Source organism: Pseudomonas sp. Soil_N_39, from assembly GCF_057655955.1.
The window spans coordinates 191,483-213,887 of the sequence record NZ_JBDGLI010000006.1 but is presented as its reverse complement, the minus strand read 5'-3'; the positions used below and the strand labels follow the sequence as shown (position 1 = coordinate 213,887).

The 22,405-nt window shown below is 61.2% G+C and carries 21 protein-coding genes; 3 read left to right on the top strand and 18 right to left on the bottom strand.

Annotated elements, in window-relative coordinates; all coding sequences use genetic code 11:
• Positions 1–34 precede the first annotated feature (34 nt).
• The 9 genes from AC3A5O_RS11755 to AC3A5O_RS11715 form a co-directional block, all read right to left on the bottom strand.
• Complete coding sequence (locus tag AC3A5O_RS11755; RefSeq protein WP_487753205.1) at positions 35–511, bottom strand: DoxX family protein; 477 nt, start codon at positions 509–511, stop codon at positions 35–37.
• On the bottom strand, positions 508–1,266 hold the full coding sequence (locus AC3A5O_RS11750; protein WP_487753204.1) for an HvfC/BufC N-terminal domain-containing protein: 759 nt from the start codon (positions 1,264–1,266) through the stop codon (positions 508–510). The genes AC3A5O_RS11755 and AC3A5O_RS11750 overlap by 4 nt, the downstream gene beginning before the upstream one ends.
• A complete protein-coding gene (gene bufB / locus AC3A5O_RS11745) occupies positions 1,263–2,132 on the bottom strand; it encodes an MNIO family bufferin maturase (RefSeq protein ID WP_305470003.1) in 870 nt (289 codons plus the stop codon). The genes AC3A5O_RS11750 and bufB overlap by 4 nt, the downstream gene beginning before the upstream one ends.
• A 25-nt stretch (positions 2,133–2,157) precedes the next feature.
• Complete coding sequence (locus tag AC3A5O_RS11740) at positions 2,158–2,463, bottom strand: BufA1 family periplasmic bufferin-type metallophore (protein WP_122566871.1); 306 nt, start codon at positions 2,461–2,463, stop codon at positions 2,158–2,160.
• Between the two features lie 266 nt (positions 2,464–2,729).
• The gene (locus AC3A5O_RS11735) at positions 2,730–3,431 is read right to left on the bottom strand and encodes an ABC transporter ATP-binding protein (RefSeq protein WP_003184675.1); all 702 of its coding nucleotides are present in this window, start codon (positions 3,429–3,431) and stop codon (positions 2,730–2,732) included.
• The gene (livG, locus tag AC3A5O_RS11730) at positions 3,432–4,199 is read right to left on the bottom strand and encodes a high-affinity branched-chain amino acid ABC transporter ATP-binding protein LivG (RefSeq protein WP_060738896.1); all 768 of its coding nucleotides are present in this window, start codon (positions 4,197–4,199) and stop codon (positions 3,432–3,434) included.
• Positions 4,196–5,452, bottom strand: coding sequence for a high-affinity branched-chain amino acid ABC transporter permease LivM (locus AC3A5O_RS11725; protein WP_053182535.1), 1,257 nt, complete (start codon positions 5,450–5,452; stop codon positions 4,196–4,198). The genes livG and AC3A5O_RS11725 overlap by 4 nt, the downstream gene beginning before the upstream one ends.
• On the bottom strand, positions 5,449–6,372 hold the full coding sequence (gene livH / locus AC3A5O_RS11720) for a high-affinity branched-chain amino acid ABC transporter permease LivH (RefSeq protein ID WP_487753203.1): 924 nt from the start codon (positions 6,370–6,372) through the stop codon (positions 5,449–5,451). The genes AC3A5O_RS11725 and livH overlap by 4 nt, the downstream gene beginning before the upstream one ends.
• Positions 6,373–6,602: 230 nt before the next feature.
• On the bottom strand, positions 6,603–7,730 hold the full coding sequence (locus AC3A5O_RS11715; protein WP_122566869.1) for a branched-chain amino acid ABC transporter substrate-binding protein: 1,128 nt from the start codon (positions 7,728–7,730) through the stop codon (positions 6,603–6,605).
• A gap of 339 nt (positions 7,731–8,069) precedes the next feature.
• Between AC3A5O_RS11715 and AC3A5O_RS11710 the strand changes: the two genes are divergently transcribed.
• A complete protein-coding gene (locus AC3A5O_RS11710) occupies positions 8,070–8,375 on the top strand; it encodes a DUF2288 domain-containing protein (protein ID WP_053119051.1) in 306 nt (101 codons plus the stop codon).
• 287 nt (positions 8,376–8,662) lie between these two features.
• On the opposite strand, the gene AC3A5O_RS11705 is transcribed toward AC3A5O_RS11710, so the two are convergent.
• Positions 8,663–10,840 carry a hypothetical protein gene (locus tag AC3A5O_RS11705; RefSeq protein WP_305470008.1) on the bottom strand — a complete coding sequence of 726 codons (2,178 nt, stop codon included), beginning with the start codon at positions 10,838–10,840 and terminating at the stop codon, positions 8,663–8,665.
• Positions 10,841–11,199: 359 nt separating this feature from the next.
• Between AC3A5O_RS11705 and AC3A5O_RS11700 the strand changes: the two genes are divergently transcribed.
• The gene (locus AC3A5O_RS11700; protein ID WP_305482866.1) at positions 11,200–12,549 is read left to right on the top strand and encodes a spinster family MFS transporter; all 1,350 of its coding nucleotides are present in this window, start codon (positions 11,200–11,202) and stop codon (positions 12,547–12,549) included.
• Between the two features lie 127 nt (positions 12,550–12,676).
• On the opposite strand, the gene AC3A5O_RS11695 is transcribed toward AC3A5O_RS11700, so the two are convergent.
• On the bottom strand, positions 12,677–14,194 hold the full coding sequence (locus AC3A5O_RS11695; RefSeq protein ID WP_305482868.1) for an MDR family MFS transporter: 1,518 nt from the start codon (positions 14,192–14,194) through the stop codon (positions 12,677–12,679).
• 69 nt (positions 14,195–14,263) lie between these two features.
• Positions 14,264–15,454: a 4-hydroxybenzoate 3-monooxygenase gene (gene pobA, locus AC3A5O_RS11690; protein WP_305470012.1), complete on the bottom strand. Its 1,191-nt coding sequence runs from the start codon at positions 15,452–15,454 to the stop codon at positions 14,264–14,266.
• 175 nt (positions 15,455–15,629) lie between these two features.
• On the opposite strand from pobA, the gene AC3A5O_RS11685 reads away from it, so the two are divergent.
• Positions 15,630–16,523 (top strand): helix-turn-helix domain-containing protein, encoded by an 894-nt coding sequence (locus AC3A5O_RS11685; RefSeq protein WP_122566862.1) that lies wholly within the window; start codon positions 15,630–15,632, stop codon positions 16,521–16,523.
• A 7-nt stretch (positions 16,524–16,530) separates the two neighbouring features.
• On the opposite strand, the gene AC3A5O_RS11680 is transcribed toward AC3A5O_RS11685, so the two are convergent.
• The 6 genes from AC3A5O_RS11680 to arcD all read right to left on the bottom strand — a co-directional run bounded on the left by AC3A5O_RS11680 (position 16,531) and on the right by arcD (position 22,272).
• The gene (locus AC3A5O_RS11680) at positions 16,531–16,707 is read right to left on the bottom strand and encodes a hypothetical protein (RefSeq protein WP_163006774.1); all 177 of its coding nucleotides are present in this window, start codon (positions 16,705–16,707) and stop codon (positions 16,531–16,533) included.
• Positions 16,708–16,910: 203 nt separating this feature from the next.
• Positions 16,911–17,270: a DUF5064 family protein gene (locus tag AC3A5O_RS11675; RefSeq protein WP_487753202.1), complete on the bottom strand. Its 360-nt coding sequence runs from the start codon at positions 17,268–17,270 to the stop codon at positions 16,911–16,913.
• Positions 17,271–17,335: 65 nt separating this feature from the next.
• Positions 17,336–18,265 (bottom strand): carbamate kinase, encoded by a 930-nt coding sequence (arcC, locus tag AC3A5O_RS11670; RefSeq protein ID WP_305470014.1) that lies wholly within the window; start codon positions 18,263–18,265, stop codon positions 17,336–17,338.
• Positions 18,266–18,461: 196 nt separating this feature from the next.
• On the bottom strand, positions 18,462–19,472 hold the full coding sequence (locus tag AC3A5O_RS11665) for an ornithine carbamoyltransferase (protein ID WP_122566859.1): 1,011 nt from the start codon (positions 19,470–19,472) through the stop codon (positions 18,462–18,464).
• An 84-nt stretch (positions 19,473–19,556) separates the two neighbouring features.
• Positions 19,557–20,813 carry an arginine deiminase gene (gene arcA, locus AC3A5O_RS11660; protein ID WP_122566858.1) on the bottom strand — a complete coding sequence of 419 codons (1,257 nt, stop codon included), beginning with the start codon at positions 20,811–20,813 and terminating at the stop codon, positions 19,557–19,559.
• Between the two features lie 31 nt (positions 20,814–20,844).
• Positions 20,845–22,272 (bottom strand): arginine-ornithine antiporter, encoded by a 1,428-nt coding sequence (gene arcD / locus AC3A5O_RS11655; protein WP_487753201.1) that lies wholly within the window; start codon positions 22,270–22,272, stop codon positions 20,845–20,847.
• Between the last annotated feature and the right edge of the window lie 133 nt (positions 22,273–22,405).

Here is a 22,405-nt window from a genome sequence, read left to right as displayed (position 1 = left end):
CGAGCAAGCTCGCTCCCACAGGGGCTGGGTTCAGTCAGTGGGTGTAGCGCTTGGCGATCAGGTGATCGATGGACAACACCCCCGGCCCGCGGGCCATCAGGTAGAGCAAGACCGCCGCCCAGGTGCCATGGGTCGGGTAGGCATCCGGGTAGACGAACAGTTGAATGGTCATGGTCATGCCGAGCAAGGCCAGCGCTGAAAAGCGTGTCGCCAGGCCCAGCAGGATCAGCACCGGGAACACATGCTCGGCAGTGGCCGCCAGGTGCGCGGCCAGTTCCGGCGACAGCAGCGGCAGGGCGTATTCGCTTTTGAACAGGGGAATGGTCGAGTCCGCCAGGTGCGGCAGGCCGATCTGGAAGGTGCCGTCGAACAGGTCGATGGCCAGGCCTTCGATTTTGGTCTGGCCGGATTTCCAGAACACCGCGGCAATCGAGAAGCGTGCGATAAAGGCGATCAGGCTGTGGGGAATTTTCTCCAGCCATTGAATGAAACCGGCAATCAGGGCGTTCATGGGGATACCTGTTCGGCTAGGATTTGGGTGATGGCCTGGTGGCGGATGAGCCCCGCCAGGGTGTGCTCCAGGTCAAGATCGATTGAGGCCTCAATGGCAGCGGTCAGCGGCAACCCTTGTTGCAGGGCTGCGATGAACCCATGGGCAGCTTGACTGATCGCAAACACCTCCACGTCCAGGCCGTTGCGCAGCACCAAGGCGTTTTGCGCGGGAAAGGTTTCGAACGGCATCGGCGCGTGGTGCTGATGGGCGCCCCAGATCGTCACCACGGCGTAGGGGGATTGCAGCAGGCGCAGTGACGGGTGAAACCCGATCTTCAGATGCCCCGCCAGCGTGGGGGACGACAGCGCCGCCACGATTCGCTCTTGCGCCATGGGCTCGGCGTCGGCGGCATGCCAGGCTTGCACGTGCAGTCGCTCCAGGCGTGCGACGTCCGCCAGGTAAGGCACGCTGGCGGCGGGTTCGAAGTGTTCGATGAACTCGGCAAAGTCGCCCCCGTAGTCGTTCATCACCGGGCTTCGCGGCGGCGTCGATTGGACATAGACCCCGGCCATGGCCCGGAAAAATTCCTCGCCCACCAGTTGCGCCGCCACCGGGTAATTGTCAGCCAATGCGTTGATCAATGAGCTGAGCACGTTGTTGCGGTACACCACGAAACGGCTCTGCGGGTCCGCTCCATTGGCGCTGATCAGTCCGGGTGGACAGGCCTTGCGCGGGTCGAGCAGGGCGGCGGTGAATGCGTGCTGGCCGCTCATGACCGGGCTCCCGCGGCGCTTAACAGTTGATCGGCCTGGTGTGCTTCGGCCAGCAGCACCTCCCATGCAGGGACGTGGTTGTCGCGCTCGATCAAGGTGGCGACCGGCCCGGTCCGCTCCAGTGCCTTGAGGTACAGTTGCCAGACCGCGTGGTCGATGGGCGCGCCGTGATCGTCTATCAGCAGGCGCTCGCCGAGGCTGTCGGTATCTTCGGCAAAACCGGCCAGGTGAATTTCGCCGGTCGCTTGCAGGGGCAGGGCGTCGAGGTAGGCCAATGGATCGCGGCAGTGATTGACGCATGAAACGTAGACGTTGTTTACATCCAGCAGCAGGCCGCAGCCGGTGCGACGGATCACTTCGCTCATGAACTGTGGCTCGTCGAGGGTCGAGGTTTCGAAGGTCAGGTAGGTAGCCGGGTTTTCCAGTAACAGCGTGCGCTTGAGGCTGCTCTGCACCTGGTCGATGTGTTCGCAGACCCGGTCGAGGGTCGCTTCGTCGTAGGCCAGGGGGAGCAGGTCATTGAGGAACACCGGGCCGTGGCTGGACCAGGCCAGGTGTTCGGAAAAGGATTGGGGCTGATAGCGTTCGATCAATGCGGCCAGGCGCTGCACATGCGCGACATCCAGCGGCCCCTCCCCACCGATCGACAGGCCGACGCCGTGCAATGACAGCGGGTACTGTTCGCGTATCAGCCCCAGGAAGTGATGAAGCGGCCCGCCGGCCACCATGTAGTTTTCCGCGTGCACCTCGAAAAAGCCCAGATCCGGTCGGGTCAGGAGCACCTCACGAAAATGCTCGCTCTTGAGCCCCAACCCTGCCCTTGGCGGCAGCCGGCTAGCAGAGGCGAGGGACGGGGTGTTCAACATGGTGGCGGGCCTCAGGCGGATGCGATCAGGACTTGGCTTTGAACGCTTCGAGCTGGCCGAAACCGGTTGGGGAGGTTTTGCTTTCCATGGTGGTGCAAGTGCCTTTGGGGACCGATTTCCAGGCGTTGGCCTGATAGTCCATTTTTGCGGTACCGGCGCAGGTGGTGCCGGCGCCGGCGGCGCAGTCGTTCTTGCCTTTGAGGGCAACGCCGAAGCATTTTTCCATGGTGTCGTCGGCTGCGTGGACGGTCGAGACGGCTGTCATGCTCAGGGCAGAACCCAGGGCCAGGACCAAGGCAGCGGCGGACAGGGTGCGGGTCGAAGCAGTCATGATGATTCTCCAGTCATTCAGGGAAATGAACCGGCGTTAGCGCCGGTCTGCTGAACTAGAGAAGGGAGGTGGGAAAGCGTTACAGCGGGCTACCGATTTTTTTGTTTACTCCCGAAACCCAATGAGGTGAGAGTAGATTGTGTGGGAGCAAAGCTTGCTCGCGAAACAGGCGCCTCGATTTCTGAACGATCGCATCGCCTTCATCGCGGGCAAGCCTTGCTCCCACAAAAAAACGGCCCGAAGGCCGTTTTTTTACTGCGACAGACTCAACCCCCCAGGTACGCCTCGCGCACTTTCGGGTCGGTCAGCAGCGCTTCACCGGTGCCTTGCATCACCACGCGGCCGTTCTCCAACACGTATGCCCGGTCGGCGATTTTCAGCGCCTGGTTGGCGTTCTGCTCCACCAGGAACACCGTCACGCCGTCCTTGCGCAGTTGCTCGATGATGTCGAAGATCTGCTGGATGATGATCGGTGCCAGGCCCAGGGACGGCTCGTCGAGCAGCAGTAGCTTGGGTTTGCTCATCAGTGCACGGCCGATGGCGAGCATTTGCTGTTCGCCGCCGGACATGGTGCCACCGCGCTGGGTAAAGCGTTCTTTCAGGCGTGGGAAAAGGTGCAGGACCTTGTCCATCTGTTCCTGATAGTCGCCCTTGTCGGTGAAGAATCCGCCCATGGCGAGGTTTTCTTCCACGGTCAGTCGGGCAAATACCCGCCGACCTTCCGGCACTACCGCGATGCTCTTGCGCATGATGCGCGCCGAGTCCTGGCCCACCAGTTCCTCACCCATGTAGCGGATGCTGCCGCTATGGGCCTGGGGCGAACCGCAGAGCGTCATCAGCAGGGTGGATTTGCCGGCACCGTTGGCACCGATCAGCGTGACGATTTCGCCCTGGCGGACTTCGACGTTGACGCTGTGCAGGGCCTGGATCTTGCCGTAGAAGGTGGAAACGTTTTCGAACTGCAGCATTTACGCTTCCCCCAGGTAGGCTTTGATCACTTCAGGATTGTCGCGGATCTGTTCCGGCGTACCGTCGGCCAGGGGCGTGCCCTGGTTGATCACGACGATGTGGTCGGAAATGCTCATGACCAGCTTCATGTCGTGCTCGATCAACAGCACGGTGACGTTGTGCTCCTCGCGCAGCACGCCGATCAGCGCTTTCAGGTCTTCGGTTTCCTTGGGGTTCAGGCCGGCGGCCGGTTCGTCGAGCATGAGGATCCGCGGACGGGTCATCATGCAGCGGGCGATTTCCAGGCGCCGTTGCTGACCGTAGGCCAAGGTCCCGGCGGTACGGTTGGCAAACTCGGTGAGGTTGACCTTGTCCAGCCAGTACTCGGCGTACTCCATCGCCTCGCGTTCGCTCTTGCGGAACGCCGGGGTCTTGAACAGACCGGCAAAGAAGTTGGTGTTCAGGTGACGATGCTGGGCAATCAGCAGGTTCTCGACCGCCGTCATGTCCTTGAATAGCCGCACGTTCTGGAAGGTGCGCACCACACCCTTGCGGGCGATGTGGTGGCCGGGCAGGCCCTGGATCGGCTCGCCGTCCAGCAGGATGGTGCCGCCGGTGGGCTGGTAGAAGCCGGTCAGGCAGTTGAACACGGTGGTCTTGCCCGCGCCGTTAGGCCCGATCAGGGCTACCACCTGCTTCTCTTTCACGGTCAGGGCCACGCCGTTGACCGCCAGCAAACCGCCGAAGCGCATGCTCAAGTTTTCGACTTTCAGGATCTCGCGGCTCATTTGCGCAGCTCCATGTGGGGGCGTTGCATAGGCAGCAGACCTTGAGGACGCCAGATCATCATCAGCACCATCAAGGCGCCGAACATCAACATGCGGTATTCGCTGAATTCACGCATCATTTCCGGCAGCAGGATCATCACGATGGCCGCCAGGATCACGCCCAACTGCGAGCCCATCCCGCCCAGCACCACGATGGCGAGGATGATCGCCGACTCGATGAAGGTGAAGGACTCCGGCGTCACCAGGCCTTGGCGAGCGGCGAAGAAGCTGCCGGCAAAACCGGCGAATGCAGCACCGAGGGTGAAGGCCGACAGTTTGATCACGGTTGGGTTGAGACCCAGGGCACGGCAGGCGATTTCGTCTTCACGCAATGCCTCCCAGGCGCGGCCGATCGGCATGCGCAGCAGGCGGTTGATGACGAACAGCGCGGCCAGGGCCAGCAACAGGGCAACCAGGTAGAGGAAGATCACCTTGTTGATCGAGTTGTATTCCAGGCCGAAGTATTCGTGGAAGGTCTGCAGGCCTTCGGCGGCTTTACGTTCGAAGGTCAGGCCGAAGAACGTCGGTTTCTCGATGTTGCTGATGCCGTTCGGGCCACCGGTGATGTCGGTCAGGTTGCGCAGGAACAGGCGGATGATCTCGCCAAATCCCAGGGTCACGATCGCCAGGTAGTCGCCGCGCAAGCGCAGGACCGGGAAACCCAGCAGGAAACCGAAGGTGGCGGCCATCATCCCGGCGATCGGCAGGCAGATCCAGAAGCTCAGGCCGAAGTAGTGGGACAGCAGCGCATAGCTGTAGGCGCCGACGGCATAGAAACCGACGTAACCCAGGTCCAGCAGGCCGGCCAGGCCTACGACGATGTTCAGGCCCAGGCCGAGCATCACGTAGATCAGGATCAGCGTGGCAATGTCCACCGCGCCGCGAGAGCCGAAGAACGGCCACACCAGGGCCACGACGATCAGGCCCAGCACGATCCAGCGCTGGGTCGACGGCAAGGTCAGGAAGTTGCTGGCCTTGGCCGGGATCACCGGCAGGCCGGGCGAAGACTTCCATGCCGCGCTGATCTGTGTGCTGAACAGCACGCGCACGAACATCAGCAGCGAGCACACGGCGATGGTCGCCAGGATGGCCGGGCTGGTGCCGTGCACTTCCAGGTTGATGCCGACGATGGTCAGTTTAAGACCCAATACCGGGTAGGCCACGGCCCAGACCAGCAGGGCGCTGAAGAGCGCCGATTTGAGATGCCTAGTCATACTTTCTCAACCTCCGGACGGCCCAGGATGCCGGTCGGCCGGAACAACAGAACCAGAACCAACAAGCCGAACGCCACGACGTCTTTGTACTGGTCGCCGAAGATGTCGGCGCCAAAGGCTTCCGCCACACCCAGCACCAGCCCGCCGAGCATCGCCCCGGGGATGCTGCCGATGCCGCCCAGTACCGCGGCGGTGAAGGCTTTCAGGCCCACGAGGAAGCCGGCGTTGGGGTTGATCACGCCGTATTGCATGCTCAACAGCACCGCAGCGATGGCCGCCAGGGCCGCACCGATGACGAAGGTCAGGGCGATGATGTTGTTGGTGTTGATGCCCAGCAGGTTGGCCATCTTGATGTCCTCGGCACAGGCGCGGCAGGCGCGGCCCAGGCGGGAACGGGAGATGAACAACGTGAGGCCGAGCATGGCGACCAGGGTCACCACGAACACCACGATTTGCATGTAGGAAATCAGCACTTCATGTGCCCCGCCTGGCCCGATGGCGAAGTTGCCCGGAATCAGGTTGGGAATAGCTTTGTCCTTGGAGTCTTGCGAAAGCAGAACCGTGTTCTGCAGGAAAATCGACATGCCGATGGCGGAAATCAGCGGGATCAGACGGTTGCTGCCGCGCAGGGGGCGGTAGGCGATCCGTTCGATGCTGTAGCCATAGGAGCTGGTGACGACGATGCTCGCGATGAACGCTGCGGTCATCAACAGCGGGACACTGTCGAGTCCCATCATGGCCAGCCCGGCGATGGCGATGAACGCCACGTAGGAGCCGATCATGTACACCTCGCCGTGGGCGAAGTTGATCATTCCAATGATGCCGTAAACCATCGTATAGCCGATGGCGATCAGGGCATACGTGCTGCCAACGGTCAGGCCGTTAACCAGCTGCTGGAAGAAGTGATAGATGTCAGGCATTACAGCGCTCCTAAAAACCTGATACGCATTTCACTGGTGGAGTCATTTTCCCGCCCGGGCCCCGTGGATCTGCATCCACTTCGAGCACGAGGTTTGCCAGCGAACCGCTGATGACGGTTTTGAGATTTTCAGGTGGGGAGACTGGCGGATCACGCCAGCGCGGCCCAATACATTTAAAACAAAGCCCACGGCACGCCGTGGGCTTTATTGGCAGTCAGTCAGGCCAGGCCTTACTGAGGCGATACTTCAGTTTTAGGTTTGCCGTTGTGCCATTCGTAGACCACGAACTTGAAGTCCTTCAGGTCGCCGTTCTTGTCGAAGCTCAAGTCACCGGTTGGCGTCTTGAAGGTGCCGGCGTGGATGGCTTCAGCCACTTTGGAGGTGTCTTCGGACTTGGCAGCCTTGATACCTTCGGCGATGACTTCAACAGCCGAGTAGGACGGGAACACGAACGGGCCGCTCGGATCTTCCTTCTTGGCCTTGAAGGCGTCTGCCAGGGCAACGTTGGCAGGGTCCTGGTCGAAGGATTTCGGCAGGGTCACCAGCAGGCCTTCGGACGCATCCTTGGCGATTTGGGTGATCGAGTCGTTACCCACGCCTTCCGGACCCATGAACTTGGCCTTCAGGCCTTTTTCCTGGGATTGACGCAGGATCAGGCCCAGCTCCGGGTGGTAGCCGCCGTAGTAGACGAAGTCGACGTTGGCTTGCTTGAGCTTGGCGATCATCGAGGAGAAGTCTTTGTCGCCGGCGTTCACGCCTTCGAAGACGGCCACTTTCACGCCTTTGCCTTCGAGGGTTTTCTTCACGGCGCTGGCGATGCCTTCACCGTACTGCTGCTTGTCGTGCAGGACCGCAACGATCTTCGGCTTGACGTGGTCGGCAATGTAGTTGCCGGCCGCAGGGCCTTGGGCGCTGTCCAGGCCGATGGTGCGGAAGATCATCTTGTAGCCGCGAGCGGTGATGTCCGGGCTGGTAGCCGCCGGGGTGATCATGATCACGCCTTCGTCTTCGTAGATGTCCGAAGCTGGCTGGGTGGAGCTGGAGCACAGGTGGCCGACCACGAACTTGATGCCGTCGTTAACGACTTTGTTCGCGACCGCGACCGCTTGTTTTGGATCACAGGCGTCATCGTATTCAACGGCTTCAAGTTTCTTGCCGTCGACGCCGCCTTTGGCGTTGATCTGCTCGATGGCCATTTTCGCGCCACTGAACTGCATGTCGCCGTATTGGGCTACAGGGCCGGTTTTCGGGCCGGCGATGCCGATCTTGATGGTGTCGGCGGCAAACGAATGGCTGGCAACCCCGGCCAGAACCATAGCGGCAAACAGTTTGGAAATCTGCTTAGTAGCCTTAGTCATAGTGCTCCACTCATGCTGTTGTAGTTTTTATAGTCCTGGCGCCGTAGCAGCAGAACCGGGTCAGATATCTTGGATACCCTCGCGGAAAATGCCCCCGGCAACTGTACCGGTACAGTGTAGAGCGCCGATTGTTGGCAAGGGAAGCTGGCGCTTGGGGGCAAAACCTGGAGGTGTCGCTAAATTGAAAGAAAAAGACAGAATAGCGGCGGGGGTTGTCCGGTCGTTTCGGCAATCCTTGGCTTTCCTGCGCTTTTCAATCGGTGCTGCAATTACTACCGGGTTTTTCTGCCAGACCACCGACGTTATCATTCGCGCCGATTTCTTTTCCGGACAGGTCCCATGAATCAAGAACCTAGCACCCTCTATGCCAAGCTGCTTGGAGAAACTGCATCCATCACCTGGAAGGAGCTGGAGCCGTTCTTTGCCAAGGGTGCCCTATTGTGGGTCGATCCGGCACTGGATTTGATCGCCGCCGCCGAGGCCGTTGCCCAGGACGAAGGTACCAAAGTCGCCGCCTGGCTGGCCGCCGACCAGCTCGCCAAGCTGTCTGAAACGCGGGCGCTGGATTTTCTGGAACGCGATCCGCAGCTTTGGGCGGTGGTGGTTTCGCCGTGGATTATGATCCAGGAAAGGGCGTCGAATTGATCGGTGCACCAAGTTGGTTCGTGTTTTTGCGTTTGAAAAGTGTGTAGGTGAGTAGCGTGATAGCGCCCCTGCCGTGGCGAAACGCCACAGGGGAGGGTGACGTATACGTAACGGGAACAGTTTATGGGCCAGCCTTGGGGCTGATTAATTGTTTCTGGATGTTGTTCAGGGGATGGTTCAAGACCGCTATCGCGAGCAAGCTCGCTCCCACAGTGGGTCTGTGTACACAAAACCCTTGTGGGAGCGAGCTTGCTCGCGATCGAGACGCCGCGGTCTGTGCGCCAGCCTCAGTAAGTCCTGCCAGTATGGTTATTAAGGGAAATAACCTTGGTCTTGCCAATGCGGTGACGGTAGATCTCACGCAGGTACTTGATGGATTTCTTCACGCAGTCGCGGGACAGGCGGATGTCGTTGATCGAGACGAACTTGTCCTTGTCGTTGATCAGCTCGCGGTACTTCTTCTCGTACATCGGCTTGATCGCGTACCAGTTGGTGTCGAGGATCTTCGCCGGGTTTTCGAACTCGTTGAGCAGGTCGTCGATGCGTGCTTCGTCGAAGTCTTCGTTGATGATGAAGTCCAGGATCGAGTTGTCCAGGGTGTCGTCGAAGCGGTACGGGGTGCGGGCGAAGCAGCGTTTGATAAAGGCCACGATCAGGGTCAGGAAATCATCCGACAGGCACGGGCTCTTGGCGATCAGGGTGGTGAGTGATAGGTTGGCCGAGGCGCCGATCACCAACGCGTAACGCTTGAGCGTGGTGTTGGGGAACAGGCTGTTGAGGTGGGTCTTGAGCCGGTTCAGGTCCATGTAGGACAGCTTGTAATCCTTGGGCAGGGAGACGATGGACACCACCGACGAGCAATTCTTGAAGAAGTGCAGGTCATGCAGGGCCGCGGCGTCGTAGCCGGAGTTCTTGTACTGCTCCAGCGACGCCCGGTAGCGCTTGGATTCGATTGGCAACAGGCTGATGCCTTCGATGGCCTGGGTGACTTTGTTGAAATGCGGCAGGTCGATGGAGCGGAAGAACAGGTCGTCGATGTTCAGGCGCGGCGGCTCTTTCTCGAACACCTTGAACTTGTCGCCGCTCGGCGCCGGGGTTTCCGGGACGACGGACTCGGCGTAGGCAATCGCCACCGGGCCGGCCAGGCTCATGAACAGGTCGTTGGCGTCCAGGCGAATGGTCTCGCCAATGTCGATGCCGGCACGGCGGAAATAGTTCTGGTCGTAGTCGGTGGTGACAGCCTGGGCCGTCAGGATGTTGAAGATCTGCTGGGAGATGTACTGGTTGGCGTGCTTCTCCATGGCGTTGACATCAATGTTCTGGATGTTGCCGTCATCGCTTTCCTCGGCATAACGCATGATGTCGTTGGAGATCAGCATCATCGCGTTCCACGGGCGGATACGGCCCATCACGCTGGCTTCGCTGCTGTCTTCGTTGGCGAAGTTGTACGAGAAATCCCATTCTTCCGACAGGTACTTGCACAGCAGGCGTCCGGCGTTGATGTGCAGCGCTTCGGACATTTCGCTGCGGTGGTCGGAAATGTTCGGCAGTACGCAGATGCCGCTGGTGAAGATCGGCTCGAAGACGAAGGAGTGGCCGCTCTTGCTGTCGTGTTCGTCCATCGGTTTGGTGTCGAACGTCTTGTTCATGTACGAGTACTGCTGGGCCAGGCCGAACTCCGAGGCCATGCCCGAACCGGTACCGCCGCCGGCGCTGAAGATCGAGAAGTACAGGCGCGACTGGTTGGCCTTGATGCCGCAGCTGTCGATCAGGTACGAGTGGATCATTTTCCAGTCGGGGCTGGAGAAGCGCTGGGTGTCCTTGTTCAGGATGATCTTGGCCAGGTACTGGCCGAGGATCGGCGCGTTACCGGCGCCACCTGCGTGGACTTCCGACAGGTCCATGATTTTCATTTTGCTGTAGTCGCGCAAAAAGCCGCTTTTCTCGCCCTTGCGTGAGAAACGGATGCGCCCGGCGATGTCCTTGTCCAGGTCGCCGAGCATCACCAGCGGTTCCACCAGGAACACCGGTTTGCTGACCTTGCTCGTGCCCAGGCGCAGGTTGTTGCGGATCCACTGTGCGGGGCTGTAGCCCTTGTCGTTGTAGCCTTTGTCTTCGGCGTTGAATTCGTTGAGGTAGAACTTGCGGGCGTTGTACACCAGCTCGGCCACGTCCAGGGCGATGTTGGAGCCGCAGCGACCCAGGCCGATCAGGCACACCGACGGGAACTCTTGCTGGGCGCGGTCGTATTCGTCATCCACCAGGTGCGGCGGACGCGGGAACACGGTGTCACGCAGGCCGTCGAGGTTATCGAGGATACGGTCGGTGTTGGTTTCGGTGAAATACAGATACTGCTGGGTCGACAGGGGGCGTGGGGGGCTCGACGGCTTCGAGACTTCCGGGCCGTTGGCGGCCGGGCTCAAGGTCAGATCGGATACCGCAGTGGCTGTTTTTTTTGAGGTCATTGTGCGCCATTTGCCTGAACGGGTGACTCGATGAATGCACTCATCGAATCATCGCGGATGGGTACTCGCGCCGGGATAAACGCGAATGTCGGTCCAAGCGGTCAGGGCTGCAGCCTGAGCAGCGCTCGGGGTAATCTTTTCCTGATCTCGTTGAATCGGCCACCGGACTTCGATCTTTAACCAACAAAAGGCAAAATGATGGCAATTGTTACAGGAAGTTGATCGGTATCAAGAAAAACGCCGCGTCCCATGGCCGGGTATCAACCTTGCGAATGATTGGAGACAGCGCCCGTGCCGCTGTCTAGATTGCATATCCAGGCCACGGACCGTTGGCCCATAACAATAAAAGAGACGGACCCATGCAGAACTCGACCCAAGCGGCGAATGCCTGGCGCATTCTGTTCCTGTTGTTCCTGGCCAACCTGTTCAATTTCTTCGACCGCACCATTCCGGCGATCATCATCGAGCCGATCCGCATGGAGTGGAGCCTCAGCGACTTCCAGATCGGCATCATCGGCACCGCGTTTACCATCGTCTACGCCATTGCAGGCCTGCCCCTGGGGCGCATGGCCGATAACGGTTCGCGCAGCAAATTGATGGGCTGGGGCCTGGCGGCCTGGAGTGGCCTGACGGCGGTCAACGGCCTGGTGGGCAGTTTCTGGGCGTTCCTGGTGGTGCGCATGGGCGTCGGCATCGGCGAGGCAAGCTATGCGCCTGCGGCCAACTCACTGATTGGCGATCTGTTCCCGGCCCACCGTCGGGCGCGGGCGATGGGCATCTTCATGCTGGGCCTGCCGCTGGGCCTGCTGTTGGCGTTTTTCACCATTGGCGCGATGGTCAAGGCGTTCGACAGCTGGCGCGCGCCGTTCTTCATCGCGGCGGTGCCGGGGCTGGTGCTGGCGGTGTTCATGTTTTTCATCAAGGAACCCAAGCGCGGCGCGGCGGAAACCGTGCAGGTGTCCCAGGAAAAGATCGACCGGCCGGTTCGCCGGGTGCTGGCGATTCCCACCTTCCTGTGGCTGGTGCTGGCCGGGCTGTGCTTCAACTTCGCCACCTATGCCTGCAACTCGTTCCTGGTGCCGATGCTGCAGCGTTATTTCCTGATGCCGCTGCACGAGGCAGCTGTGGCGACTGGGATCATGGTAGGCGTGACGGGATTGTTCGGGCTCACCCTGGGTGGCTGGGTCGCGGACAAGATCCACCAGCGCGTGCCTAACGGCCGCCTGCTGTTTGCAGGGTTCAGCCTGGCGATTTCGACGGTCACCACGGCGTGGGCCCTGCATGCCGGGCGCATTGAAATCGGCGTGTTCGTGGCGGTGTTCAGCGTCGGTTGGCTGTTTGCGTACAACTTTTACACCTGCGTCTACACCGCGATCCAGGACGTGGTGGAGCCACGCCTGCGCGCCACCGCAATGGCGTTGTACTTTGCCGGGCTGTATTTGCTCGGCGGCGGCTTGGGGCCGGTGGTGGTGGGTGGTTTGTCCGACTACTTCGCCCGCACGGCCATGGCGGCGGCCGGCGTCGACCAGATGACCGAAGCGTTCAAGGCCATCGGCCTGCACGACGCGATGTACCTGATCCCGGTGGCGCTGCTCTTGACCATGGTGTTCCTGTTCCTGGCGTCACGCTGCTTCGTGCGCGATGCCAAGCGGATGAAGGATGGGATGAGCGCGCAGGTAGTGCCGGAGGGTGTCGCGGCGACGGCCTGATCGCATCTGTGGGAGCAAGGCTTGCCCGCGATGAAGGCGATGCGGTCTTTCAGAAAACCGAGGCGCCTGTTTCGCGAGCAAGCTTTGCTCCCACAAATCCCTCGCCACAGTTTTTTGTGCATTCTGGCTAGCGAGCTTTTTCATCCCGGCCCCGCAACAGGCGATCGGGCATCGCCACTGCCGCCGCCAGTCCCAGTAACGACACCGCCGCGCTGATCAACAGCAAATCCCGGAACGTCGCCTGCAATGCCTGGCGCAAGGCATGCTGCGCTTCCCCCGGGGTGGCGTTGAGGCCGTCCAGCAAGACGTTGCCGGCATGCCCTTCACCGATCAGCGACGTGCCGGCGAGCTGGGCGAAGCTTGAATTCTGCAGCAAGGCCAGCAGCAACGCCGACATCAGGGCTACGCCCACCGCGCCGCCGAGGGAGCGGAACAGGTTGGTGGTGCTGGTGGCGACGCCGATGTCCTGTTGCTGCACGGAGTTCTGCGAACCCACCAGCGACGTGGGGAACTGCATGCCCGAGGCGATGCCGCTGAGCAGCATGAACAGGCTGCTGAGCCAGAACGCGTCGGGCGCCGTGAAGGCCATTCCGAGGATGGCGAATGGAAAGAGCAGGGCGCCACTCAGGATCATCGGTTTGTAGCGCCCCGTAACCGAGGTACGGCGGCCGGCGAAATACGCGCCGATCGGCAGCCCTATCGCCAGCGGCAACAAGTGCAACGCCGCACTGTCGGCACCAGCGCCGGTCACGCTCTGGAAGCGCAACGGCACCAGCACCGTCAGGGAAATCGCCTGGAAACTGGTGAAGAACACCGTGCACCAGCACAGCACCGCACTGCGGTTGGCGAACAGGTGCATCGGTAGCAACGGTTCTCGCGCCCGGCGTTCGTGCCAGGCGAACACCCCCAGGGCTATCCCCGCGCAACCCAGCAACCCCAGCACTTCATGGCTGTGCCAGGCATGGCCCTGGCCGACTTGGGTGATCCCCAGCAGCAACGCCGTCAGGCCGATGATCAGCAACACGGTGCCCAGATAATCGATGATTGGCGTGCGTTGCGGCACTGGCAGCCCCACCAGGGTGCGTCGGGCCACCCGCCAGGCCACGAGGCCCAGTGGCAGGTTGATCCAGAACACCCAGCGCCACGACAGGTATTCGGTCATGTAGCCACCAAGCACCGGCCCGGCCACGCTGGCCACCGCGTACATGCTGCTGAAATACCCCTGATAGCGACCCCGCTCGCGGGGCGGGATGATGTCGCCGATGATCGCCTGGCTCACCGAAATCATTCCGCCGGCGCCGATGCCCTGGACAATCCGCGCCAGTACCAATTGCTCCATGTTTTGCGCCAGGCCACAGAACAGCGAGGCCAGGGTGAACAGGCCCATGCCGAACAGCATCAGCGGCCGGCGTCCGTAGAGGTCACCGAGTTTGCCGTAGATCGGCACCGACACGGTCATGGCGACCATGTAGCCGGAGATCACCCAGGCCAGCAGGCTGACGTCGGCAAATTGTGCGGAGATGGCCGGCATCGAGACGGCGACGATGGTCTGGTCCAGCGCACCCAGGAAAATCGCCAGCATCAGGGCCACCAGCACGCTGCGGATGGCCGGTTTCGGGGCTTGGGGCGTATTGAGCTGAGTCACGGCAGAACCTGCAGGCATCGCGCTGGAAAGGCGAATGGGACGAAGCCCGCAGTTTAAGTCGGTAGGCGGCTATTCGATAGCCTCGTAAGGAAGCCCGACGTAATTTTCCGCAATGGTTTTTCGGCCAGCCTCGGAGTCGAGGAAATATTCCAGCTCCGCTTCACTGATGCGCTGGTTGAAGGCGTCGTCGTCGAAACGGTGCAGCATCGAGGTCATCCACCAGGAAAACCGCTCGGCTTTCCAGACGCGTCGCAGGCAGATGGCCGAATATTGCTCCAGCAAATCCACACGGCCGTCGCGATAGACCTTGAGCAGGATGTTGAACAGCGTGCTGACATCGCTGGCCGCCAGGTTCAGCCCCTTGGCCCCGGTCGGCGGGACGATGTGGGCCGCGTCGCCCACCAGGAACATCCGCCCGTACTGCATCGGTTCGACCACGAAGCTGCGCAGCGGCGCGATGCTTTTCTCGATGGACGGGCCGGTCACCAGGGCTTCGGCCAGATCAAAGGGCAGGCGGTTTTTCAGTTCACCCCAGAAACGCTCGTCCGGCCAGTCGGCCACTTGCTCCTCGGCAGGGACTTGCAGGTAGTAACGGGTGCGGGTCTTGGAGCGCATGCTGCACAAGGCAAAACCGCGGTCGTGTCGAGCGTAGACCAGTTCCTCGTGGACCGGCGGGGTGTCGGCCAGCACGCCGAGCCAGCCAAACGGGTAGACGCGCTCGAAGACCTTGAGTTTTTCCGCCGGAATGGACTGTCGCGCCACGCCGTGGAAACCATCGCAACCGGCAATGTAGTCGCAGTCCAGGCGCCAGGTTTGCCCTTCGTGCTCGAAGGTCACGAAGGGCTGTTCGGTTTGCATGTCGTGGGGCTGGGCATCGCTGGCCAGGTACAGCGTGCGGGCGCCGGCGGCTTCGCGGGCGGCCATCAAGTCCCGGGTGACTTCAGTCTGGCCGTAGACCATGACGTTTTTACCGCCGGTCAGGCCCTTGAGGTCGATGTGCACCCGCCGATCATTGAGCACCAGTTCAAAGCCGTCGTGGGGCAGGCCTTCGGCGTCCATGCGTTGGCCCACGCCGGCCTGGCGCAGCAGGTCGACCATGCCTTGCTCCAGCACGCCGGCGCGGATGCGGCCCAGTACATAGTCCGGGGTCTGGCGTTCGAGGATGACAGTGTCGATCCCGGCGTTGTGCAGCAGCTGGCCGAGCAGCAGACCAGAGGGGCCGGCGCCGATAATAGCGACTTGGGTCTTGAGGATTTTCATTGTTCTTATGACTCGCACGAAGCACGCGACCAGGGTCGGTGTTGATTGTTATGGACCGAGTGCCTACATTTTTCGCTTGCGGACCTGTCAGTTGAAGGGGAAAACTGAGCCGATACCTGTTCTTTTCGCCAATTAGTGCGATTATCGCCCGCACCCCCAGGCCCGGATCCACGTTATGAAAAAACCTGATCTGCCTTCGATCCCGGTGTTCAAGCTCTACGGTGAGAGCCAGGAATGGCCGACGCCGGACCTGCTGCACTGCGAAACCATCTCCAAGCGCAGTCGCGAGCATCAATGGGAAATCAAACCCCATCGGCACGCCGATCTGTGTCAGTTGTTGTTTGTCTTCAAGGGCCAGGCAGAACTGGAAATCGAAGGCCGGCGCACGCAGCTCACCGAGCCGGCCGTGCAGATCCTGCCGCCGCTGTCGGTCCATGGCTTTCGTTTTTCCGAGGATGTGGAAGGTTATGTGGTGACGCTGGCGGCACCGCTGGTCACGCACCTGCAAGCGCAACTGGGGCATGCGGTCAATGTGCTGGCCCAGGCCGAAAGCTACCCGGCCCTTGAGAATGCCGAGTACCTCAATAGCTTGTTCAGCGCCTTGCAGAATGAATACATGGGGCATCAGCCGGCCCGGGAAATGCTGATGCATGCACTGGTCAGCGTGATCATGGTCTGGGTCAGCCGCCAGGTGATGCAGCGACACACCCAGGCCCAGCGCCCGCAACGGGCCCGGGAATACCTCAACGGCTTCATTCAGTTGGTGGAAGAAACCTATCGCGAGCACGTCAAGGTCGAAGATTTGGCCCATCGCCTGGGTATTTCCGTGTCCCACCTCAACGGCACCTGCCGGGAACTGGCGGGGCAACCGGCGTTGCAGATCATGCATGAGCGCCAGTTGCTGGAAGCCAAGCGCCTGCTGACCTACACCGGCATGACCATCTACGAGATTTCCGAGCTGCTCGGGTTTTCCGACCCGACCAACTTCACCCGGCTGTTCCGCCGCCGCGTCGGCATCTCGCCCAAGGCGTTCCGGGACCGGCTCAAGACCGATCAACAGGACGACTGACCACGCCTCAGCGCAGGGCGTTCAGGGTCGCGCTGTGGGGGATGCAGCGTTCGAAGTTGCAACTGGCGTGTTCACGGGGCAGTTGCCTGGCCTGCTCGACCCGGTAGGCCGCAGTGCCATACAGCGCAAGCGTGGCGGCGCAGGTGACGAAAATGGCGAGGCGTCTTTTTATTTTGATGTTCATGGCGGTGACCTCTGAACGAATACCCGGGGGTACTACATTGAGCATAGGTCAGCCGTGGCGGGTTGCCAGCCAGGCAAGTGTTGCATTTAGCCCGATATTCAGAACACTGATAACCCCCTGTTGGTGGGAGTAGACCTGTGGGAGCAAGCCTTGCTCCCACAGGTCTGTTCCCACAAACAGGGGATAGGGGGCTTTGGGATCGGTTACGCCAGATGTTCAGGCTTCATCGGATCCCCTGGCTTGACGTCCAGTTGCTTGCGCACGTCTTCGAACATTTCGTCGTAGTACTTGTGCATCGAGCCGATGCTGGCGGTCTTGGGCAAGCCGTATTGCTGGGCGATACGCGTGGCATGGCGGGCGAAGTCGAAGGCCTGGTCCTTGGCCAGGAAGAAGGTCTCGTCCAAGGTCTTGTCTTCCACCGTGCCATGCACCCGGAACGACATGCCTGCGCCCTCCCTGGGGTCCTGCTCAACCTTGTAGTCGATGCACAGGTTGTAGCTGAAATCATCCTTGTTCAGCGCATGGCGCTCCATGTGCAGGTGACCGGGTTCGAACATGGCCATAAAACGACTCTCCTTCGAAGGCATGGGTGTAGGACAGACCCTGGATCCGCCCTGCAAGTTTCCTGTTATCGATAAGCGATGCCGGGTGTCGACGTGCTGATGCGCGTGCCGGCAGTGCCCTGGACGATAGCATCGATGTCCGACAGCGAACCGATCACCGCGACCTTGCCCGTGTTGCGCGCGAATTCGCAGGCGGCCTGCACCTTCGGCCCCATGGAGCCGGCGGCGAAGCCGAGGCGGTCCATTTCGTCGGGGTGGGCCTGGGCGATGGCTTTCTGGGTCGGTTTGCCGAAGTCGATGAACGCGGCGTTGACGTCGGTGGCGATCACCAGCAGATCGCTTTCCAGCTGTTCGGCCAGCAGCGCCGAGCACAGGTCCTTGTCGATCACCGCTTCCACGCCTTGCAGCTTGCCGTCGGCGTCGTACATCGTCGGAATGCCGCCTCCGCCGGCGCAGATCACGATGCTGCCTTTTTCCAGCAGCCATTTGATCGGGCGGATCTCAAAGATGCGCTTGGGCCTGGGGCTTGCGACCACGCGACGAAACTTGTCGCCGTCGGGGGCGATGGTCCAGCCTTTTTCAGCGGCCAGTTTCTGCGCCTCCTCCTGGCTGTAGACCGGGCCGATAGGCTTGGTGGGGTTCTGGAAGGCCGGGTCGTTGCCATCCACTTCGACCTGGGTCAGCAGCGTGGCGAAGGGAACTTCGAAGTCCAGCAGATTGCCCAGTTCCTGTTCGATGATGTAGCCGATCATGCCTTCGGTTTCGGCGCCGAGCACGTCCAGCGGATACGGCGTGACCGAGGTGTAGGCCGCCGCCTGCAACGACAGCAGGCCGACCTGCGGGCCGTTGCCGTGGGCGATGACCAGTTGATTGCCGGGGTGGATCTTGGCGATCTGTTCGGTCGCGGTGCGGATGTTGCTGCGTTGATTGGCCGCGGTCAGGGGTTCACCCCGACGCAGGAGGGCGTTACCGCCCAGGGCAACGACGATGCGCATGGTGCTGTCCTTTCAAAAATGGGTCGAACAACGCAGTTCCCCCTGTGGAAGCTGGCCTGTGGGAGCAAGGCTTGCCCGGGATGCAAGCACCTCGGTGTAACTGATGGACCGAGGCGATGCCATCGCGGGCAAGCCTTGCTCCCACAGACCTTACCCCCAGAGATCTGCTTCTACAGAGAGCAAGCTGCGTTGGGTTCTAGATATCCGCCAACGCCGCCACCAGGATTGCCTTGATGGTGTGCATGCGATTCTCCGCCTGCTCGAAGGCGATGTTGGCCGGGGACTCGAATACCTCCTCGGTCACTTCCACGCCGTTGGCCAGGTTCGGATAACGGGCGGCGATGTCTTTGCCGACCTTGGTTTCGCTGTTATGGAACGCTGGCAGGCAGTGCATGAATTTCACCCGCGGGTTACCCGAGGCTTTCATCATTTGCGCGTTGACCTGGTAGGGCAGCAATTGCTCGATGCGTTCATCCCAGGCTTCCACCGGTTCACCCATGGACACCCAGATATCGGTGTGGATGAAGTCCACGCCCTTGACCGCTTCCTTCGGGTCTTCGGTGATGGTGATGCGTGCGCCACTTTCGGCAGCGAAGGCCTGGCACTGGTCGATGAAGTCCTGGTGCGGCCACAGGGCTTTCGGTGCGCCGATGCGTACGTCCATGCCCAGTTTGGCGCCGATCATCAGCAGCGAATTGCCCATGTTGTAGCGGGCATCGCCCAGGTAGGCGTAGCTGATGTCATGCAGCGGCTTGTCGCTGTGTTCGCGCATGGTCAGGGTGTCGGCGATCATTTGGGTGGGGTGGAATTCGGCGGTCAGGCCGTTGAACACCGGCACCCCGGCGAACTTGGCCAGTTCCTCGACGATCTCCTGTTCGAAGCCACGGTATTCGATGGCGTCGAACATCCGCCCCAGGACCCGGGCGGTGTCTTTCATGCTTTCCTTGTGGCCGATCTGCGACGACACCGGGTCGATGTAGGTGACGTGGGCGCCTTGGTCATGGGCCGCGACTTCGAAGGCGCAGCGGGTGCGGGTCGAGGTTTTCTCGAAGATCAGCGCGATGTTTTTGCCTTGCAGGTGTGGACGCTCGGTGCCGGTGTATTTGGCACGCTTGAGGTCGCGGGACAGGTCCAGCAAGTAATGCAGCTCGCGAGGGGTGTGGTGCATCAGACTCAGCAGGCTGCGGTTGCGCATATTGAACGCCATGATGTGGATCTCCTCAGGTGTAGGTTATCCCCGGGGCCGGTCTCTGCCGTGGGATGGAGAGCGTTGCCGGCCCAGGCTCAAAGGTCAGTAATCGATCGGGTCGCGGATGATCGGACAGGTCATGCAATGACCACCGCCCCGGCCACGGCCCAGCTCGCTGGCGCTGATGGTGATGACTTCCACGCCGGCCTTGCGCAGCAGGGTGTTGGTGTAGGTGTTGCGGTCGTAGCCGATCACCACGCCCGGTTCCAGGGCCACCACGTTGTTGCCGTCGTCCCATTGCTCGCGTTCGGCGGCGAAGCTGTTGCCACCGGTTTCCACTACCCGCAATGCCGGCAGCTTGAGGGCCGAGGCTACGGTGTCGAGGAAGCTGCCTTCTTCGCGGCGCACATCGATGCCGCCGGGCTTGCTCTCGTCAGGGCGCAGGGAGAAGGCGACAATCTGGCTCACCACTTCCGGGAAAACCGTGACCAGATCGCGGTCGCAGAAGCTGAACACGGTGTCCAGGTGCATGGCGGCCCGGGATTTCGGCAGGCCGGCGACGATCACCCGCTCCACGGCCTTGTGCTTGAACAGGTTCAGCGCCAACTGGCCGATGGCCTGGCGGGACGAGCGTTCGCCCATGCCGATCAGCACCACGCCGTTGCCAATGGGCATCACGTCGCCGCCTTCGAGGGTGGCGTTGCCATGTTCCTGGTCCGGGTCGCCGTACCAGACCTGGAAATCCGCCTGGGTGAACTCGGGGTGGAATTTATAGATGGCGCTGGCCAGCAGGGTTTCCTGGCGCCGCGCCGGCCAGTACATCGGGTTCAGGGTCACGCCGCCGTAGATCCAGCACGTGGTGTCGCGGGTGAACTGGGTGTTGGGCAGCGGCGGCAGGATGAAACTGGAGTGCCCGAGGAAGTCGCGGAACATCTGGATGGTCTTGCCACCGAAGCTGTCCGGCAGGTCATCGGCCGAGACGCCGCCGATCAGAAATTCGGCGATATGGCGCGGTTCCAGGCTGCGCAGCCACGAACCGACTTCATTCACCAGGCCCAGGCCCACCGAATTGGCGGTGATCTTGCGCTGCAGGATCCAGTCCAAGGCTTCGGGGATGGCGACGATGTCGGTCAGCAGGTTGTGCATTTCCAGCACGTCGATGTCCCGCTCGCGCATCTTGGTGACGAAATCGAAATGGTCGCGCTTGGCCTGGTTGACCCAGATGACGTCATCGAACAGCAGCTCGTCGCAGTTGTTCGGGGTCAGCCGTTGGTGGGCCAGGCCTGGGGAACAGACCATGACTTTACGTAATTTTCCGGCTTCGGAATGAACGCCGTACTTCACTTTTTCCGTGGTCATTACACATCCTCCCGTTAAAACAATCAGCCAACTACAAGGTCAGGAAGCCGTCGTAGAGCCCGTAGGCCGCCACCAGGGCGCCTGCGATCACTGCGGCGAAAATCAGCTTCTCGACAGCGGTGAAAATCGGTTTGCCCAACTCGTGCTTGGCCTTGGCGAACAGAATCGCGCCGGGGGCATAGAGCAGGGCGGAGAGCAGCAGGTACTTGATCCCGCCGGCATACAGCAGCCACACCGCGTAGATCAGGGCGATGGCGCCGATGAGCAGGTCCTTGCGGCGCTCGGCCAGGGCGTGTTCATAGGTCTCGCCGCGCACCGCCAGCAGCACGGCGTAGGCCGCCGACCACAGGTACGGCACCAGGATCATCGAGGTGGCGAGGTAGATCAGTGACAGGTAAGTGCTGGCCGAGAACAGGGTGATGATCAGGAACAGCTGGACCATCGCGTTGGTCAGCCACAGGGCATTGGCCGGTACGTGGTTGGCGTTCTCCCGACGCAGGAACTCGGGCATGGTGTGGTCCTTGGCGGCGGCGAACATGATCTCGGCGCACAGCAGCACCCAGGACAGCAGGGCGCCGAGCAACGAAATCACCAGGCCGACGCTGATCAGCACCGCGCCCCAATGCCCCACGACATGCTCCAGCACAGCGGCCATGGACGGGTTCTGCAACTTCGCCAATTCCGGCTGGGTCATGATGCCCAGGGACAGCACGTTCACCAGCACCAGGAACAGCAACACGGTGATGAAGCCGATCACGGTGGCCTTGCCGACGTCGCTGCGTTTCTCGGCGCGGGCGGAAAAAATACTCGCGCCCTCAATGCCGATGAACACCCACACGGTGACCAGCATCATGCGCCGCACTTGGGTCATCACGCTGCCCAGGTCCGGATTTTTCAGGCCCCAGATGTCGGCGGTGAAGATATCGAGCTTGAAGGCGAACACCGCGATCAGCACGAACAGTACCAGCGGCACGATCTTGGCCACGGTGGTCACCAGGTTGATGAACGCGGCTTCCTTGATGCCGCGCAGCACCAGCCAATGCACTGCCCACAACAACACCGAGGCGCCGATCACCGCTGCGACGGTATTGCCTTCGCCAAAGATCGGGAAGAAGTAGCCCAAGGTGCTGAACAGCAACACGAAGTAACCGACGTTGCCCAGCCAGGCGCTGATCCAGTAGCCCCAGGCCGACGAAAAGCCCATGTAGTCGCCGAACCCGGCCTTGGCGTAGGCATACACGCCGCCGTCCAGGTCGGGCTTGCGGTTGGCCAGGGTCTGGAACACGAAGGCCAGGGTCAGCATGCCGACAGCGGTGATGGCCCAGCCGATCAGCACGGCGCCGACATCGGCACTGGCGGCCATGTTCTGGGGTAGGGAGAAAATCCCGCCACCGATCATTGAACCCACTACCAGGGCGACCAGCGCACCCAGTCGAAGTTTTCCGGGGGTATCAGACATTGCATGACTCCCATGCGAGGGAAGAGAGTCACCAGCCTAAGTCGATTCGAACGGTCGGCAGCTGATCTGGGTCAGGTAACCTGTGGACGCGAGCTCGCTCGCAATGGCGCAGACAATTTGGCGACGGGTGGGC